Annotated in this window: 15 protein-coding genes; 5 read left to right on the plus strand and 10 right to left on the minus strand. The window is 29.7% G+C overall.

Annotated elements, in window-relative coordinates; translation table 11 throughout:
* Positions 1-4: 4 nt before the first annotated feature.
* The 3 genes from GCL60_RS08145 to GCL60_RS08155 form a co-directional block, all read right to left on the minus strand.
* A complete protein-coding gene (locus tag GCL60_RS08145) occupies positions 5-481 on the minus strand; it encodes a hypothetical protein (RefSeq protein WP_153420080.1) in 477 nt (158 codons plus the stop codon).
* 149 nt (positions 482-630) lie between these two features.
* Positions 631-1,584, minus strand: coding sequence for a DNA adenine methylase (locus tag GCL60_RS08150; protein WP_202614012.1), 954 nt, complete (start codon positions 1,582-1,584; stop codon positions 631-633).
* A gap of 237 nt (positions 1,585-1,821) precedes the next feature.
* Entirely contained in the window at positions 1,822-2,325 is a 504-nt protein-coding gene (locus GCL60_RS08155) for a CarD family transcriptional regulator (RefSeq protein ID WP_148698734.1), read from the minus strand.
* Between the two features lie 678 nt (positions 2,326-3,003).
* Here GCL60_RS08155 and GCL60_RS17490 point away from each other — a divergent pair.
* Genes GCL60_RS17490 through GCL60_RS08170 form a run of 3 tightly spaced genes read left to right on the plus strand, consistent with a single transcriptional unit; the run spans position 3,004 to position 7,645 of the window.
* Positions 3,004-4,611 (plus strand): HD domain-containing protein, encoded by a 1,608-nt coding sequence (locus GCL60_RS17490; RefSeq protein ID WP_153420082.1) that lies wholly within the window; start codon positions 3,004-3,006, stop codon positions 4,609-4,611.
* A gap of 23 nt (positions 4,612-4,634) precedes the next feature.
* Positions 4,635-6,794: a thioredoxin domain-containing protein gene (locus GCL60_RS08165; protein ID WP_153420084.1), complete on the plus strand. Its 2,160-nt coding sequence runs from the start codon at positions 4,635-4,637 to the stop codon at positions 6,792-6,794.
* A 2-nt stretch (positions 6,795-6,796) separates the two neighbouring features.
* Positions 6,797-7,645: a pyruvate, water dikinase regulatory protein gene (locus GCL60_RS08170; RefSeq protein WP_153420086.1), complete on the plus strand. Its 849-nt coding sequence runs from the start codon at positions 6,797-6,799 to the stop codon at positions 7,643-7,645.
* A gap of 9 nt (positions 7,646-7,654) precedes the next feature.
* Here GCL60_RS08170 and GCL60_RS08175 read toward each other — a convergent pair whose 3' ends face one another.
* The 5 genes from GCL60_RS08175 to lpxC all read right to left on the minus strand — a co-directional run bounded on the left by GCL60_RS08175 (position 7,655) and on the right by lpxC (position 13,694).
* A complete protein-coding gene (locus GCL60_RS08175) occupies positions 7,655-9,190 on the minus strand; it encodes an ABC transporter substrate-binding protein (RefSeq protein WP_153420088.1) in 1,536 nt (511 codons plus the stop codon).
* A gap of 194 nt (positions 9,191-9,384) precedes the next feature.
* Complete coding sequence (locus GCL60_RS08180; protein ID WP_153420090.1) at positions 9,385-9,789, minus strand: chorismate mutase; 405 nt, start codon at positions 9,787-9,789, stop codon at positions 9,385-9,387.
* 76 nt (positions 9,790-9,865) lie between these two features.
* The gene (gene cysS / locus GCL60_RS08185; protein WP_153420092.1) at positions 9,866-11,338 is read right to left on the minus strand and encodes a cysteine--tRNA ligase; all 1,473 of its coding nucleotides are present in this window, start codon (positions 11,336-11,338) and stop codon (positions 9,866-9,868) included.
* A 6-nt stretch (positions 11,339-11,344) separates the two neighbouring features.
* A complete protein-coding gene (gene dnaJ, locus GCL60_RS08190) occupies positions 11,345-12,466 on the minus strand; it encodes a molecular chaperone DnaJ (RefSeq protein ID WP_153420094.1) in 1,122 nt (373 codons plus the stop codon).
* Between the two features lie 262 nt (positions 12,467-12,728).
* Positions 12,729-13,694, minus strand: a complete 966-nt coding sequence (gene lpxC, locus GCL60_RS08195) for a UDP-3-O-acyl-N-acetylglucosamine deacetylase (RefSeq protein WP_153420096.1) — start codon at positions 13,692-13,694, stop codon at positions 12,729-12,731.
* A gap of 409 nt (positions 13,695-14,103) precedes the next feature.
* On the opposite strand from lpxC, the gene GCL60_RS08200 reads away from it, so the two are divergent.
* A complete protein-coding gene (locus tag GCL60_RS08200) occupies positions 14,104-14,601 on the plus strand; it encodes a single-stranded DNA-binding protein (protein WP_153420098.1) in 498 nt (165 codons plus the stop codon).
* A gap of 507 nt (positions 14,602-15,108) precedes the next feature.
* On the opposite strand, the gene GCL60_RS08205 is transcribed toward GCL60_RS08200, so the two are convergent.
* Positions 15,109-15,330 (minus strand): hypothetical protein, encoded by a 222-nt coding sequence (locus tag GCL60_RS08205; RefSeq protein WP_153420100.1) that lies wholly within the window; start codon positions 15,328-15,330, stop codon positions 15,109-15,111.
* A 291-nt stretch (positions 15,331-15,621) separates the two neighbouring features.
* On the minus strand, positions 15,622-16,632 hold the full coding sequence (locus tag GCL60_RS08210; RefSeq protein ID WP_153420102.1) for a histone deacetylase family protein: 1,011 nt from the start codon (positions 16,630-16,632) through the stop codon (positions 15,622-15,624).
* 189 nt (positions 16,633-16,821) lie between these two features.
* On the opposite strand from GCL60_RS08210, the gene GCL60_RS08215 reads away from it, so the two are divergent.
* Entirely contained in the window at positions 16,822-17,550 is a 729-nt protein-coding gene (locus GCL60_RS08215; RefSeq protein ID WP_153420104.1) for a glycerophosphoryl diester phosphodiesterase, read from the plus strand.
* Positions 17,551-17,552 lie beyond the last annotated feature (2 nt).

The following is a 17,552-nucleotide window of genomic DNA, read 5'->3' on the forward strand; positions in this document are numbered from 1 at the left end:
TTAATTACCTTAATGATTTTTCAAAAGCTTCTTTTACTGAAATTTGTTTATTTGTAAATATTTTATCGGCTTCCATAGAATCGGCAACATCTCCTAGCATATAATAGATTTTATAATTTCCAGGTGAAATAGAATAGTCTGATGTACCTATTAAATACCAATCCGAAGTTATTCCTCTTGAAATTTGCGCATATTTATATTCAGTACCATATGAATTTATACATTGTTGAATAAGATTATTAATACTATTCTGATTTCCATCTATTTTAAAATATGTAAAATATTTTTTTAAAATTGAAAATTGCACCATATTATCCATAAAAGTTCCATTAACTTTTACTTTCTTAAATAAACTATTATCTATATATAACCATTTCCATTTTGCAGAATCATTTGAACAAAAAACACTTACTTCTTCGGCATATGTATTTACAGAAAAAAGTAATGACGATAACAAGATTATTTTATTATAATTATTCATTTTTTATTCCTCTGTTTTTTTTACCATGAGAGAACTTTAACAATTTGTCAAGTAAGTTTTAAATTAATTTAAATGAATATATTTATAATATTGAAATAGACTCATTTGGAATTAAAGGCATTACAACAAAAGAATAATCATTAACTAAATCAATTTGCATTGTAATTAGTTATAAGAAGTTCAAAAACTTTTCCTCTTTTAGTTGCAATTGAATTAATCATGCGTTTAGCCTCAACTCTAGATATATTAAAATCTTTATAAAGTAGGTCAAAAAAATTATCACCCGTAGCGCTCATAGGATCTGAATTACTAAGCATTTGATTTACGCCTTTTTGATCTAGATTTTTGAAAACTTTTGCAAGCCTTATTTGGTGTGAATCATCAAATATTCCAGTATAAGCATTAAAATTAGATGTTTCATTTAAAGGTCTATAGGGAGGATCATAATATATAAACACATCATCACTTTTTATTTTTAACGTAATATCTTCAAAATCTCCTTGAAGAATTTCTGCTATTTGAAAGGATTTAGAAACAGCATAAATGTTTTCAGAATCAAGAATTTTTGGATTTTTATAATTACCATGAGGAACATTAAATCCTCCTTTACTATTAACCCTAAAAAGTCCATTAAAACATGTTCGGTTCATAAAAATAATCTGACTTGCACGAAGAGGATTCACTTCATTATATTTACTATTTCTTTTTGAATTAAAATCGTCTCTAACTTCATAATATAGTTTTTCCTTTTCAGATTCATTCAATGATAAATATTTTTTTTGAATTTTATATAAAACTTCAACTAATTGATCAGGCTGTTCCTTTATTGTTTTATACAAAAGTATTAACTCAGGATTTGCATCCATTATTATTGATTCATTAATGAGATTTGAATTATAAAGATCAAAAAATACAGCTCCACCTCCAAAAAAAGGTTCAATATACTTCTTAATTTTAGTACCAAGGTTTTTTGGGTAATTAGCAGAAAGAACTGGAAGCAATTGTGTTTTCCCTCCTGCCCATTTCAGAACAGGTTTAGCTATAGCTAAAATTTCAGGAGATGGTTTTATTAATGATGACATTGATGATACTGAAATTTCCATAAAATATATTGTGTCCTAATAAAATTGATGAAACAAATATTGGTATTTTTCAACCTTTAGAAGTTCATTTTCAAATGAGAATATAGAGCTTGGTTCTGCTTTACAAGCTCACAAAGTTTCTGTTCTATTTTTACAAATTTCTTCTTTGTTAAAATTTGTATATATTTTGCGAAAAAAATAAATAAAAAAGCCTCCCTTTTTTGGGAGGCTTTTTAAAGAATGAAATTGAATAAAAATTTAGATCGCAAATAAAATATGATTTAATTCATGTTCAATAACACTTTTTTCTTCGCCGCGTGCAACAGAAATTTCAGAAACAAGCATATTGCGTGCGCGCTCAAGCATTTTCTTTTCACCAAAAGAAAGCTCTTTATCAGAACTTAAAGAAGATAAATCTCTAAGAACCTCAGCAATTTCAACTAAATCACCTGTATTTAACTTGTCATTCAACGCTCTAAAACGACGATTCCAAGTTGCAGTAGATTTTTTAGAAGGAGACTGAAGAATTTGAAACACTTTCTCTACGTCTGGCAAAGAAATTACAGAACGAAGACCAACAGTTTTTGCAGCTCTAGTAGGAACCATCACTTTAGCGCCTGTTGAATGAATTTTAAGGACATAAAAATCTTGTTGAGCTCCGCCAATGCTGCATTCTTCAATATTTTCAATCGTTCCAACACCATGGCAAGGATAAACCGCTTTTTGACCAACAATGAAATCGTAGAACTTTTCAGCACTCATGCTGCAAGACCTCCAGAAAAAAGAAAACCCGTTGCACCTTGTAATAAAAATCAGGAAAAACAACGAGAAATACTTAAGTTTTTAATGAAAAAATAAAATATGAATATTATTTATCAGTCTTATTCCGCTACAGAAAGATATTAAATTTGAATAAAGCAAAAAGCCCTCTCTTGCATCTAACAGCAAATGAAGATGCTTTCTAAAATATTCTTAAAAATTTCTCTCTAAAATATACCACAAATTTTAATTGTGGTCTTAAGGGATTTTCACCCAAAGATTGAATTTGCAATCTTAAAATTCCAGAGTAATCGTTCCATCAAATTTTAACTTTAAAAAGTTTTCTTAAAGTTACATCCTCTTCAAAAAAAATTGATGAGTGTATTTGACATAACTCAAAAAAACTAATAGTGAGTCGCCTTAGAGAATGTTTTTTATAAAACTCTGGTTGAATCAAAAAAGAGTAAAAAAACAAAAGCTAAAGCAAATCACGCCATTGAAATTAGTTAAACCTAAACTTATTGTATTAAAAAACCGACCTTTTGAAGCCTGTTTTTGCAAGTCAAAGCATCATCTAATTTACCTAGACAAACCAATTTTGTCAATTTATTTTGCATAGTAATTGCGCACCTATTTAACATTAATAACTTTTTTATAGAGTGGCATTTAAAAGGAGACTCAATGGCTCTCACAATAGCTCGTAAAGGATATTCTATAATTGACAAAAAAACATTAAAACTTATTTTTACTGGTAAAATTAGAGATTCTTTGCATGATACCATACCATTTACAGAGCATGAAAAAAAAATCATAAATACCAAAGAATTTCAAAGACTTAGACGAATAACCCAAACCGCTTTTACATTGTACGCCTTTCCTGGTGCTACCCATACAAGATTTGAACATTCTCTTGGGGTTATGCATGTTGCAGATCTAATGCTAAATTCAATTATAAATAACCAAAAAAGACTTCTAGAAGCTTTAGATCTATCTTGTGAAGACACTCCAAAACATACAAAAGAATTTTTTTTAGAAAACGAAAAACTAAATGGTTCTTTAAGCATGACAAAAGAAGCATTGCATTATTTAGAAACTTGCCCTTATTTGACACAATGCCTTCGTTTTTCCGCACTATTACATGACATAGGCCACGCACCTTATAGCCATTCTGGTGAACGGTTTATGGTTACATGGGAATTTTTTGGGAAACATTTAGACCAATTAAATGTTCCCTTATGGCTTAAAACAGCATTTAAAAATAAAATTAAAAAATTAAAAGAAAAAAATTTCAATTTAAATGAACTTAAAATTCGCCATGAAGTCTATACCTTAATTATTGTTTCAAAATTATTTAACAATGAAGATGAATTTTTATCTGAAAAAATGGGACAAGATATTTGTGCTATTTTAGACCTTTCCGTATCGCCAAACCCAAATGGAGATCTGCATAAAAGCAGATTACAAAATTTATTACATGAAATCGTAAGTGGTGAAATTGATGCCGATAGAATGGATTATCTATTAAGAGATTCAAGAGAATGCGGAATCATTTATGGATATTTTGATTTAGGAAGAATTTTAGATTCCATTGGATTTTATTTGAATCATCAAACAAATAAATATCACTTAGCATTAAGACGAAGTGGAATATCGGCTTTTGAAGATTATTTGCGGGCTCGTTGGAGCATGTACCAACAAGTCTATTTTCATAAAACAGTAACAGCGTGCGAAGCAATGCTTCAAAATATTAACAAAAATTTTCCTAATTTTAATTTACCTATTCAAATTGATGAATATCTTGCTATTGATGAACATAGTTTTTTCCCCTATATAGAAAAAAATTATGCTTCGGATTTAAAACCATTTACTAAAGAAATTTTAACCGATTTAATTTATAATAGAAAACTTTGGAAAAGAGTTTATGAAGAATTTATTCCTAAAAATACTTTAAGAACAATTCCTTCTTTATGTCCTACAATTACAAACTATTTACAAAAAATAGATTGCCCTGCTGAAATTATAGAAAATAGTACAAATTTAACTAATTTTTCTCCAAAAGGAAAAGAAAATTCTTCTAAAAATAATTTAAAAATTATTATTAAAGATGTTCATTCATTAAGGTACCTTGAGCCCGTTGAAAATCACAGTACTCTTATTAATAGAGTAGATGAAGAGTTTATCATTAGAAGAATTTATATATCAAGATTTAAAGAAAATTTAGAAGATATATCTTCTAAAGAAATTCAAAAAATAATTTCTGATAAAATTATAAATCCAGAAAATAACTAAGATATTATTAACAGGAAATTAAAATGGAAAATGAAAATAAGTTAAATAAAGAAACAAGTCCCTATCTTTTGCAGCATAAAAACAATCCTGTAAATTGGTTCCCTTGGTGTGAAGAAGCATTTGAAAAAGCACGACAAGAAAATAAGCCAATATTTTTATCAATTGGATATTCTAGTTGTCACTGGTGTCACGTTATGGCACATGAAAGCTTTGAAGACTTTGAAACTGCAAAATTAATGAATGAATTGTTTATTAATATTAAAGTAGACAGAGAAGAGAGACCAGATATTGATGAAATTTATATGGAAGCCGTCATGCTCATTACTAAACATGGTGGATGGCCGTTAAGTGTTTTTTTAACTCCTGATCTAAAACCATTTTATGGTGGAACTTATTTTCCCTTAGAATCAAAAAATAATTATCCTTCATTTAAAGACGTACTTAAAACTATATCTAAGTTTTATTTAGAAAATAATCAAGAAACAGAAGAACGATCTTCTAAAATTATTCATTATTTAAATGAAAGTAAAATGGAATCTAGTTTAGTTAAATTAGAAAATCATATTTCAGATCAAAATATAACAATAGATAAAATAGTAGATCACTTATTACCAACTTATAATTCTCTTCTTGAATTACTAGAAATGGATGCAGATAAAATAAATGGAGGATTTGGAAATGCCCCAAAATTCCCTCAACCATCTAAAATATCTGCTATGTTATTATCAAATAACAAACATAACAAAGCTCATGCAATTTTAACATTAGACAAAATAAGATGCGGTGGCATTATAGATCAAATTGGGGGAGGAATTTCTCGTTATAGCGTTGATAATAAATGGCTAGTGCCACATTTTGAAAAAATGTTATATGATAATGCCCAAATGCTTACTTTATACGCTATTGCTAGTAATTTATTAAAAGAAAATAATAAAGATTTATCTCTTGAATTTCAAAAAGTATCTGAAAGTATTTTTGAATATTTAGAACGTGATTTAAAGTGCAAAAAATCAGGATTGTATTTTAGTGCAGAAGACGCTGATAGTGAAGGAGAAGAAGGGTTATTTTATACTTTTTTAGAATCTGAATTCATAGAAATATTTAAAAACAATTATGAACTTCTTGAATTTGCAAAAAGATTATATAAAGTAACAAATAACGGTAATTTTGAAGGCACTAATATATTAACAATCCCAAATGATTTTAAAAAGTTTTGTGATGAAATATCAATTTCTGTAGAAGATGGTAAAGCATTTTATTCCGAAATAAGAAAAATTTTATTTAATGAAAGAAATAAAAGAGTAAGACCAGGACTTGATAATAAATGCCTACTTTCATGGAATTCACTTACTGCTACTGCGCTCATTCAATCTTCTATTACTTTGAATAATTCCGATTTTCTTAAACAAGGTTTAAGCTTAATTCAAAATATTTTTAAATACTTTAAATCACCACAGGGATATTTTCATGTCTATACGAATGGACATGCAAAAATATCTCCTTTTGTAGACGATTTGGGTTTCTTACTAGAAGCATGTATTGAAAGTATTTTAATTACGGGTTGCGAAAGTTTAATCAAAGAAATATTAGAAATTATTAAAACAATTCATAAAAATTATGTAGATCCTATTTCAGGAACTTTATATTATTCAAGAAATGATAAAGATCTTATTAATAGGCCAATTAAATTTGAAGATAATGTAATATATAGTGCAAATTCTGCAATATTTGGAAGTTTAACTAAGTTTATTCTTTGGCTAGGAAGTACAGACAATTATAATAAAATTTCATCAAGCGATCACAAAATGATTGAGTCACTTGCTTTAATTTCTGTATCTAATACAGTTATTTTATCTCAAAAAATACCTACCGCTTGCGCTCAGATGCTTCAAAAAATTAAATTTTTAGAATATAAAAATGTTATTATTATCAATAATAAAAATAACATCTCTGTCCCTCTTCAAAACTTTCACTCAGCCTATTCAGCTTGTGTTAATCATTTAAATGATTATTCTATTTTAGGTGGTGTGTTAAATTCAAAATATGAATTAGAAAATATTCATGATTACATTAAAGAATTATTTGCTCCTAATTTTGAAGTTGAATATTCTTTTTGTAATAAAAAAGGCTGTACACTGCCTACAAAAAATTTATTAGAATTATTTTCGAGATTTGAGGATTAAATATGAATAAAATGAATACAAATTTAAGTATTCCAAATATTTTTACAGTATCAGATGGTACAGGAGAAACAGCATTAAGTATTGTTCGAGCTGTTCGAGTTCAATTTGAACACGCCGAAATGCATATTGAAAGATATAATAAAGTAAGAAGTCGTGAAATGTTGGAGGAAATGCTCCTTTCCGCTAAAAATAAAAATGCGACAGTCGTTGCTACTTTAGTTGATCCTGAACTTAGAGTTTTTTTAATATCTCGTTCTATGCAATTAGGTGTGAAGGTTGTTGATGTTTTATTTCCACTTTTAGAAACATTATCTGAGCAATTAGGAAGGCGTCCAAGTTCTATACCAGGCTTGTTAAGACAATTAGATGAAGGTTATTTTAAACGCATAAGCGCCATTGAATATACTGTTAGACATGATGATGGTGTTATTTCTTGTGATTTACCAGAAGCAGATATTATATTAATTGGTGTATCTAGAACTTCTAAAACACCACTTTCAATGTATTTGGGACACAAGGGCTATAAAGTAGCAAATATTCCTTTAGTTCCTGGAATTGATCCACCGATTGAACTTTCAAAAGTAGATCAAAATAAAATAATAGGACTTATTATTGACCCAACTCGTTTGGCTGAAATTAGAGTAGCAAGAATCGAAGCGTTAGGTACAAATGACATTGGTGACTATGCTGATATTGAAAAAATATTTGAAGAGCTAGAATGGAGCCGAGAAATATTTAAAAAAAACAAAAGATGGCCTGTTTTAGATGTTACTGGAAAAGCACTCGAAGAAAATTCTGTTGAAATTGAAAAAATTATTTTAAGCCGATTTCCTGAACTCTCCGATGAATAATTAATTTATTTATTCATATCTCATTTCTATATTATGTAAATAAAAAATAGATTCGCCAAATTGTTTTCCTAATGATTCTATTTTTTCTGGTTTATAGATGACTACAGCATTTGTTTCAAATAAAGGTACCATAATAACATTTTCGTGGAAATATTTTGATAGATTTTTAAGTCTTTCATTTAAGATTTCACGATTATTAGAAATTTTTGCTATTTGAATTAAGTTTTCAAGAGTCTCCGTTTCGTAATAATAAACACTACTTGAAGCTCCTCCACTTTTTGCATAACCTGTAAAAGTTGATATAAAATCAAAAGCGTCTGACATTAAAGAATCTAGGCTAAAAGGTGAATTTTGAAATTCATTTGTATAGGGTTCCCAAAGATTTTTACCTTCATAAAATTCAATTTGCAATCCCGCTTTAGAGAGTTGATTTACAATTACCTCTCTATATTTTTCGCCAAAAAGTGATTTATCGTAAGAATATGGAATTTTAAAAACCTTTGTATTTTGATTTTCTAATACTTTAGCAAATAAACGAGAAGCTTCTTTTAAATTATAATTTTCTAAAACATTTATTCTTCCTAAACTACTTGTTGTAATCATCTCATTTAAAGGTTTTGTTTCTATTTCTGTTGCTTTTACTATTTCATCTCGAAAAATTGCTAAAGAAACTGCTTTTCTAAAATCTTTATTTCTTCCTAAAGGTGATGAAAAATTAAAATTAATATTTCTTTGCATATATGGAAAAGACAATACTTCCTTATTATACTTACTGTTATTATAAGACAAAGAGTCTTTTAATGTGATATCTGGCTCTAAAATACGTTCTTGTTCAAAGTAAATTGATTTTGGGGCTCTTGGATAATTCTTGCTGTCTACAAGCACTAACTGATAGGATCTATTTTTTTTATCTTCTTCTATTAATTTATATGCACCTGCACCAACAGGCCATTTTTTCCAAGTCATTAAATCATCATTATATTCTTCATAAGGAACAAGAGAGTAATGAGCACGAGATAAATTATATAAAAATGAAGGATTATAAGTATTAGGCACTAATGCAAGTGTATTTTTATCTAATATTTTTACTCCTTCAACCAATCCTGACTTGTAGGGTTGTCCATGTTTTATTTTTTCAACACCCTTTAAATTATAAAGCGCAAGTGCGCCTTCATTATTTGGATTTTTTGCAAAAAAAGATCGTAAAATACTAAACTCTAAATCTTCAATTGTTACTTTTCTTTCATTATGAAAAACAAGATTTTCTCTTAATTTTAATTTATAATAATTTTTTTCAAAATCCCAATTAAAAGATTCAACCATAGATGGAACAAGATCGCCATTATTATCAACATAAATTAGCGTTCCTAAAACAGCTGTCATAAAATGGGACCAACAATCATAAGAAGAGTTTTCCAGCCAAGGCTGTCCTATTTTATTTGAGCAATAATAAATAATATTTCCATTATTTTGGTTCATAAAATTTGTTACTCCAAAAGAAATATTTGAAAATAAAAGTAGTATAGTTATAATTACAAATTTCATTATAGTTATTTACCTTTAAATTTTAGGCTATGCGTATTTGATTTTTATTTTTTGCTATTATTAAATATGTTCAATTGAATAGAATAAATTCATTGAACTTTGAGAAAATATCACATATTTATAAATTTTACAAATAATTAAAGAAATATTATTATTTTACTTAAATGAGAAAATACATTACCAACAATAGATATTTATTTTTTTACTTTAACTTGATCCATATTTTTTTGTTCATTTTCAGCTGATTTATCAACGATTACTTGAAATACACTTTTTGTAAATCCTTCTGGAAGGCCTTTTGATTTACCAAACTCTTCAGCAGTATCTACAACATGATCCGATCTTTTTTTATCATAAGCAGTTGCTATATTATTTTTTAATTTAATTTCACCAGCTAGATTTACATATTCCATTCTTTTCGCTAATAGTGATATAATTTCTTTGTTTATTTCATCAATATGCTTCCGAACACAATTTAAATCTTCACATTTTTCTGTTTTTTCGTGTTTTATATTATTTGATGCTGATTCATGATCCGAACAAGCATAAACAGAAGGAAAAGAAAGAACTAAAAGAAAAGATAATATTGTTTTTTTCACACAAAACTCCTAATTATTTTTATTAAATTAAGTAAAATTAGCTTTATGGACTATTATAATTTAGCCACAAAATGTACTATATTATAATAGTCCATTTTGTTCCAGAAGGAGCATCTTGAATTTGGACACCTTGTGCCAAAAGCTCATCTCGTATTGCATCTGATTTTGCCCAATCTTTATTTGCTCGAGCCCTTTTTCGTTCTTCTAATTTTTGTTGAATTTCGGAAGAAGATATTTCAGAAGCTAAATTATATTTTCTTAAATTTTCAAAAAATACATTTGGCTCTTCTACAAGTAGACCCATTGCATTTTTCATCCAGTTTTTAAATTCTGGCCATTTTGATTTTAAAATAGTTATATCTTTTTCTGACAAAATTTTTCCCGATTTTTCAAGAGCACTTAGTTTTGTATTTATATTTCGAATAAAATCAAAAAATACAGCAAGGGCAGCACTACTATTTAAATCGTCCGCTAAAAATTCTCTCATTTTTGGTATTAAAGTTTCAAGCTCCGTAAAGATAAATTCGCTAGATTGATTATCATGATTTGTATTTTGGTTTGAATACTCATCTACTAAAGAAACAAAACGATAAATTTTTGCCAGTTTTTTTAAGTTTTCTGTCGTCATTTCAAAGGTAAAATCGAGTGGTTGCCCATAGGAAATCGACAAAAAAACCAACCTTAATACTTCAGAAGGGTATTTCGATAAAAAATCTTTAATAGCAACAAAATGATTTGTACTTTTACTCATTTTTTCACCATAAAGCGTTACCATACCTGCATGAAGCCAAGTAGATGAAAAAGGTTTTCCTGTTGCTCCTTCAGACTGTGCAATTTCAGCTTCATGGTGCGGAAATATAAGATCTCTTCCTCCCATATGAATATCTATAGAATCACCAAATAAAGAATGGATCATAGCAGAGCATTCCACATGCCAACCTGGACGACCATTTCCCCATGGAGAAGCCCAATAAATTTCACCTTCTTTTGCAAATTTCCATAGTGCAAAATCGAGAGCATCTTCTTTTGCTTCATCTATTTCAATGCGAGCACCTTTTTTTAAATCATCAATTTTATTTTTGCTTAACTTACCATACTCCGCAAACTTACGGACTCTATAATAAACTCCGGAGTTTGTTACGTATGCTAATTCTTTATGAATTAATTTTTCTATTAACGAAATAATTTGAGGAATATTTTCTGTAACTTTAGGCTCATGCTGTGGTCTTTGTAAATTAAAGAGCTCAAGCATTTCGTCTTGCTCAGAAACATAACGTGATACAATATCAGCACAAGAAACACCTTCTTGATTTGCTTTATGTATAATTTTATCATCGACATCTGTTATATTTCTAGCCCATTCTACGTTCATTTCATTATCAACTAATGTACGATATAATAAGTCATAAGAAAAAAAAGTGCGGCTATGGCCAATATGTGTGTTTCCATAAGGAGTAACACCACAACAATACATTTTTACCTTACCTTCATTTAATGTGTTAAATTTTTCTTTTTTTCCAGTAAGCGTATTAAAAAAATGTATTTTCATATTGTATTACCCAAATATTTTGTCAAAAAAACCATTGCTATTTTTTACGTTTTGCCCAACTTTTTGAGCAAAAGCTCTTAAATGTTCTTCCGCCTCTTTATTAACTTTCGTAGGAATTTCAACACTCACTTCTATGACGAGGTCTCCCTTACCTCTACCATATTTTTCTAATTTTGGAATCCCTGCACCTTGGACAACAAGACGTTGGCCTGGTTGTATTCCTGCAGGTATTTCAATTTTACGAGGCTCTTCTTCAAAGCAGTCTATTGTTACTTCTGTGCCAAGTATTGCTTGCGCCACACCGATTTTAAGCGAGTAAACAAGATCAAACTCTTCTCTCTTAAAGTAAGGATTAGCCTCAACTTCAATAAACACATAAAGATCACCAGCAGGTCCACCATTTACACCGCCTTCACCTTCGCCTGTTACGCGAAGTCTCATGCCTGTATCAATTCCGGCTGGAATTTTAACATTAATATTTGATGATTTCGTTTGAAACCCTGTTCCCTTACAATCACCGCATGGTGTGGAAATACTTTTACCACTGCCGTTACAGTCAGGACATGTAGAAGCGTAAGTAAAGAAACCCTGTTGAACCGCAACCTGACCTTGACCACGACATGTTGAACAAGTAACTGGTTTTGTTCCTTTAGCAGCTCCCGATCCTTCACAGGAAACACAAGATGCTTTTCTTGGAATTTGAATTTTTTTCTCAGTTCCAAGAACAGATTCTTTAAAAGAAACTTTGAGATCATAGCGGAGATCGCCCCCTTTACGAGCTCTATTTCCACCGCCTCTTTTTCTTCCGCCTCCCATGCCAAATAGATCTTCAAATATAGAACCAAAATGCTCGAAGACATCGTCTACATTGCCAAATCCAGCTCCGCCAAAGCCTGCTCCATTTACACCAGCATGACCAAATTGATCAAAACGTTGGCGTTTATTTGGATCACTTAATACTTCATAAGCTTCAGCAGCTTCTTTAAACTTTTCTTCTGCTGATTTGTCACCAGGATTACGATCAGGATGGTATTGAACAGCAAGTTTACGATAAGCTTTTTTGATTTCTTCTGTAGAAGCAGTTTTGGATACCTGTAAAATTTCATAATAATTGCGTTTTGTAGTCATCTAATAATACTCCAGGAAACTGTCGGGGGTTTAGCATGCGATTCGACAGAAAAAAACACGGTTGCGGACAAAACTTAACCTTGATCTTAAAAGAGTCAACAAGTCATAGACTTTTTTTATTGCAATTTCAGATTATAATCATGAGTTGATATAAAGTATATTTAATTATTCAGATATTATCTACATTTTTATTTTTATATGAAAGAAATTGATTTCGTAAGAGGGAAACAAACAAGCTATAATTAAGTTATTAATATTTAACTTAACCAATAGCTAGTCCGTTAAAATTCACTTGAACTTCCGCAAGAGATTTTGGGAAAGAGAGAAGAGATTTAAGACGACTTGTCTCTTTTGCAGAAGGAATAATAATTTTTCTTGAAGAAACTTCACTTAAAATTGCTCTTGCAAGTTTATTATGAAGATCATGTCCTGCTTTATGAGCAATAACATGGCCTAAAATAGGCATACCAATTAAATGAAGATCACCAATGCAATCAAGAGCCTTGTGTTTTACAAACTCCTGCTCATTGCGAAGACCTTGAGAATTTAAAACACCTTCTGTTCTTGAAACTACAATCGCATTTTCAATAGAACCACCTTTTGCAAGGCCACGAGAATGTAAAAAATCAATATCTTCTTTTAAACCAAACGTTCTCGCAAAAGAAAAGTATTCACAAAAAGCTTTTGCCGTATAATCCATTGAAATAGATTGACGACCTATAGCCACTATATTTTCAAAATCGATTGCGTAAGAAATGAGCGGTTGTTTTGAAGGCTCAATACGAATAAAGCGGGCAGGGTTCTTTTCATCTACCACTTCAATTGTTTTTTCTACAATTATAACTTTTCTGGGTTCTTTTAACTCTTCAATTCCTGCTTCGCTTAAAAGAACTAAAAAGGGTGCTGAAGAACCGTCTAAGATAGGCATTTCACTGTTATCTATAGAAATAACGGCATTATCTATACCAAATCCAAAAAAAGCTGCCATCAAGTGCTCAATTGTAGAAACATAGGCTTCACTTGTACCAATACGGGTTGCTAAACTTGTATCAAATACGGATAAAGCGTCTGCTTTAATGTAAGGCTTACCAGGAAGATCAGTACGTTGGAAAACAATTCCTGTGTTAGCTGAAGCAGGACGAATTTCAACGGAAATTAAATTTCCTGAATGAACTCCAATACCAGCGAAGGATACAGAGCGCTTCAACGTTCTTTGGAAGTTATTCATACTTTCTCCATAAAATCCAAACAAATACAGCAGTTACAACTACTAAAAGAATAATTCATGAAAGCTAAAATGCAGCTAACAGACTATAAACTACTAATAACAACTAGCATTATAAAAATGCTGCTGCAAGTTTAATACTGTTACAAATTTCAGCATTTACAACTTAGGGAGTCTATCGGAAAGTATATCTTAATTTCTACTAAAACTTTAAAATATGCTGTAATATTTTATGTTTACTTTTTTGACATTTTGGTTATTAAATACAAGCGATCAGTAACTGTTCAATATAAATAAAAAAAGACTAAGCCTTTAAAACACGATTGACGCCTCAGAACAGCCACTATAAGCCTATTGTGTGGGCAGAGCTATTTCCCCATTCCCATTATTAGCACCTTAAGGAGAGTTTCTTATGTCTGGAGTTAACAAAGTCATTCTTGTGGGTAGATTAGGACAAGAACCCGAAATCCGCAGCACCACAAGTGGACAACAAGTCTGCACCCTCAGCATTGCCACTAGCGAAACCTGGACCAAAGACGGCAACAAAGAAGAAAGAACAGAGTGGCACAGAGTTGTTCTTTGGGGAAGACAAGCAGAAATTGCACATAAATACTTAAAAAAAGGCCGTCTTGTGTATATTGAAGGAAAACTTCAAACACGCTCATGGCAAGATCAGCAAGGTCAAAAACGCTATACAACAGAAATTGTAGCAAATAATATGCAATTTTTAGAAAGCATGAACTCTGCGCCTGGCCGTGACATGAATGAAATTCCACCAATTAATGATACAAACGATTATTATTCTGGTCCAAGTGGATACGACTCTGCGCCACAACAACAAAGAAACAATAATAACAGCCAAGCATTTAGCAGCAACTCACGCCCAATGGATGATGATATTCCTTTTTAATTTTACTTATAAAAAATGTATATTAAAAAATAAAAATTCAAAAGTAACTAAATTTGAAAAATTAGGCACTTTTGAATTAAGATGCAAGTTGGGTAAAAAAATATTAAAGACTAATTTCTTTTAATTTATCTAAATTTAACTAAATTCCCTTCTGAATTATGAAACATATTTTTTGAAAATTCAATCATACCACATCTAAAGAAAAATGCTTTTTTCAAATCTTCATTTAGAAAATGAGAAAGACATAAATTCAAGCCAAAATCAGAATGAGTTTCAACTCCTTTAATATAAAATTCTTTTTTTAATTTAGCTTGAATTATTCGATTATTTTATCAAGATAATCTGAATAAATTCCTAACCCACGATAATCAGAATAAACTATAGAATGGCGCATATAATATATATCAATTTCTTTTTGTTCACTTCTAAATATTGCAATATTTTTATCTTTTTCTTTATCTTTCAAGATCAAATTATTTGATATTTGTTTACTTTCATCTAATATGCTTAATTTAAATCACTTCTTTTTTGCTCTTCATTTAACAAATCTTCTCTGATAAAAAATAACTCATCTGGATAGTGGTCAAAAAAATCGCTATAATATATTTCCCAATACTCTTTAACATCAACTCTTTCGATTAAGTATTTTTCTAAAATACCATTTTTAAAAAATTCATTAAAAATAAACTCGTTTTCTAATTCAATTTCTCTTTTTAAAATTAAATCCATTTAATTTTCCTCATAAATTAAAGATTATAAAAACCAATACTTCATTAAAATTAATATCTATTATTTAAAATTAAAAATATTATCAAGCTTTAAAGCTTGATTAACTTCATTAAAATATCTATATTATTATAATATAGTATAATATTTTTTATTTTTTAGATAATTAAAATAATGATAATTTTTTTGAGTATTAATATTTTAACTAATATGAATCTTAAAATAAGGAATAATTGTCTTTTTATGAAAAAAAATTCATCTTAATAAGAAATAAATACAAATACAATTCTCTGTCTATGCTTGAAACCCATTTAAAAAACTTTCTACATTTGTTCCAAGTTCACTTACTAAATAACCACCTTCTTGCAGAATAATTGTCTTTTTATTTAATTTACGAAACTCACGGCCTAATTTTTGAAAATCGGCAATGCTAATATTAAAGTGACCAATGGGATCACCAGCTTCAATGTCAAAACCAGCCGATAATATTAAATAGTCAGGTTCCATAGCCTTAAAAGCTTTATTTATTCCATTTAAAAGAGCTTTAAAATATTCATTAGGTGAAGACAATGGCATTAAAGGAACATTTAAATTATAACTCACGCCATCATCTATTCCAATTTCGGTTTCAAATCCTGTAAAGTAAGGATATTCAACTAAAGGATGTGCATGAATGCTAAAATAAAAAACTTCAGATGAATCATAAAAAATACTTTGAGTCCCATTTCCGTGGTGATAATCAAAATCCACAATCATGACACTTCCCGATTTTGATAAATATTTTGCAATAATAGCGGCATTATTTAAGTAACAATAGCCTCCAAACATATTTTTTGAAGCATGATGTCCTGGAGGGCGGCATAATGCATAAGTCGCTTCTCCTGTTTTTTTGGTGTGTAAAGCAGCAGAATAAGCAGCACTTGCAGAAGCAACAGCAGCATTCCAAGTGTTATTCATTAAAGAAGTACCTGCATCAAAACAATAATAACCAGCGCGTTTTGGAATAAAAGGTTCATGTCTTGGAATACGACTATCGCAAGGAAACACGTAAGGACAAATAATTTCATCATTTTTTAAATTTTGAGAGGACTCCAAAAAATGAAGATAATCTTCATCATGAACTGTAGTTAATGCATCATAAGGTAAAATTTCGGGCACAATGATTTCATAATGACCAACTTGTTTAAAAGCTTTTAATATTGAATCTATGCGGCCCACCTTATCATTATAAGGGTGTGCTTTTCCATTATAAACTTCTTTTTTAATGACATGTTTTTTTTGGAGAGAACTGTAAAATATTTTCATGAAAATTACTTTCTTACTTTATATACCTTATAAGGTAACTCACAGATCAAAATCATAACTGATTCAAAATTAAGATTCCATACTATTAAAGAAAGTATTTTAAATAAAAGTAAACTTGTAAAATTCAAAAATCACTTTACTATATGCCAGAATATCAATTCATGTCAATGAACTGTAAAAGGAGTAAAAATGTTAACAAGCACAAAAATTCCCAGAATAATTGGCCACAGAGGAGCAAAAGGACTTGCACCAGAAAATACTTTAGTTTCTTTTCGCAAAGCAAAAGAACTTGGTGCTACATGGGTTGAGTTCGATGTAAAAGAAACCGAAGATGGTGTCCTTATTATCATGCATGATGATGATCTCGATAGAACAACAAATGGCAAAGGTACCATTATAAATTCGAAGTGGTCTGAAATAAAAAATCTTGATGCAGGATCTTATTTTAATTCCACATTTACTAATGAAAAAATTCCAACTTTAGAAGAAACATTTTTACTTTTAAGTGAATTAAACTTAGGTGCAAATATTGAAATCAAGCCTTGTCCTACAAGAGAAAAAAGAACTGCCATTGCTATAGCTAATGAAATTAAAAACAAATGGCCTAAAAATCTTCCACCGCCATTAGTATCTAGTTTCAGCATGGAATCTCTTGTGGCCGCAAAAAAAGTCGATCCAAATTTGATTATTGGAGCTTTATTTGAGACACTCCCTCACGATTGGAAAAAAATAGCTTTAGAGGTTCAAGCAAAAACCATACATATTGATCACGAAATTGTGAATAAAGAAATGATAAATGAGATAACGCATGAAGGTTATCCCATACTTACATATACAGTTAATGATCAAAAAAGAGCAAATGAATTATTTGATATGGGCGTAACCGCAATATTTACCGATTTTCCTTGGAAGGAGTAATA

It is taken from the genome of Silvanigrella paludirubra (genome assembly GCF_009208775.1).
GTDB classification, from domain to species: Bacteria; Bdellovibrionota_B; Oligoflexia; order Silvanigrellales; family Silvanigrellaceae; genus Silvanigrella; species Silvanigrella paludirubra.